The 1,566-nt window shown below is 44.7% G+C and carries 1 protein-coding gene; it reads left to right on the top strand.

Annotated elements, in window-relative coordinates; genetic code table 11:
* Window positions 1–141 precede the first annotated feature (141 nt).
* On the top strand, window positions 142–1,518 hold the full coding sequence (locus tag AB6D06_RS22385) for an IS4 family transposase (protein ID WP_061024553.1): 1,377 nt from the start codon (window positions 142–144) through the stop codon (window positions 1,516–1,518).
* Window positions 1,519–1,566 lie beyond the last annotated feature (48 nt).

Below are 1,566 nucleotides of genomic sequence, written 5' to 3'. Positions count from 1 at the left end.
CACTAGACTGAACACGATCAAAAAAGGCACCCATTGGGCTGTCTCTTATACACAAATCCCTAAGCCACGCTTGGGGATTTTTTTTGAACTATTTTTAGGTTTCATGATCTGATCATCTAAGCAATGACAAGGATGATTATCATGACCTATATAGAGCCAACCCTTTGGGCACAAAAACAGTTCGGTCAAGCCCACCTTAATGACCCTAGACGCACTCAAAGACTCGTTGCTCTCGCAGCCTCACTGGCCGAGCAACCTGGCGTACCCGTCTCGAAACTCATTATCTCCCCTGCTGAAATGGAAGGGGCTTATCGCTTCATCCGTAATGAGCAAATCAAAGCAGAAGATATCGCAGAAGCGGGTTTTTATGTCACCGCACAAGAAGCATTAGAGCAACAAACACTTCTTGCCTTAGAAGACACCACTTCTCTCAGTTACTCCCATCGCAGCATTCGAGATGAACTCGGGCACTCCAATCAAGGCAATCGACATCGCGCCATGTTCGTACACTCAACCTTACTTTTTGCTCCCGACACTCAATCTGTTATTGGCTTAATTGAACAACAGCGCTGGACTCGTGATATAGAAAAGCGAGGTCAAAGGCACCAGCATGCGACTCGACCATACAAAGAGAAAGAAAGTTATAAGTGGGAACAAGCCTCTCGCCATGTCGCTGAGCGACTTGGCGATAAAATTTCGGATGTCATTTCTGTGTGCGATAGAGAAGCCGACCTATTTGAATACCTCATTTACAAGCGAGAGCAACAACAAAGGTTCCTCGTTCGCTCAATGCAAAGCCGCTGTATTGAAGAGCATGATAATCGTCTTTATAGCTATGCCTCTACCCTGTTATCAGCCGGAGAGAAAGTGCTAGAAATACCGCAAAAAGGCGGTCGTAAAGCTCGCAAGGCTCATTTAGATATCAAATATGCCCCCGTGACACTCAAATCTCCTGCTAACAAAAAAGAGTTCGATAACATTCCGCTTTACTACGTGGGATGTATAGAACAAGGAGAGAGTGGTAATAAGCTCGCATGGCACTTACTGACTTCAGAGCCGATAACGAGCAAGGAAGAGGCACTCAAAATCGTCAGTTATTATGAGCGGCGCTGGCTAATAGAAGATTTTCATAAAGTCTGGAAAAGTGAAGGGACTGAAGTTGAGCAACTGAGAATGCAAAGTAAGGATAACTTAGAAAGGCTCAGCGTCGTTTTGGCTTTTATCGCGACTCGGTTACTCCAGTTGAGGTTTATGAATGAATCAGACGAGTTATCTAAGAGCAGTTGTGAGCAGGTATTAAAAGGCAAAGCGTGGAAGTTAATGTGGCTCAAGTTGGAGAGCAAAAAACTACCGAAAGAAGCGCCTAATATATCATGGGCTTACAACGGTATTGCTCGGTTAGGTGGTTGGAAGAATACCAAGCGAACAGGTCGCGCTTCTATAAAGACGTTATGGCAAGGATGGTTTAGGTTACAAACCATCCTTGAAGGGTATGAACTCGCTAAGTCTCTTGATTAACCAGACTTGTGATCAAGAGACAGCCTCATTTGAGGAGCCTTTTTATTG

It is taken from the genome of Vibrio sp. 10N.239.311.G01 (genome assembly GCF_041465805.1).
GTDB lineage: Bacteria > Pseudomonadota > Gammaproteobacteria > Enterobacterales > Vibrionaceae > Vibrio > Vibrio crassostreae_C.
The sequence above is the reverse complement of the archived record's forward strand: the minus strand, read 5'-3'. Positions and strand labels throughout refer to the sequence as shown.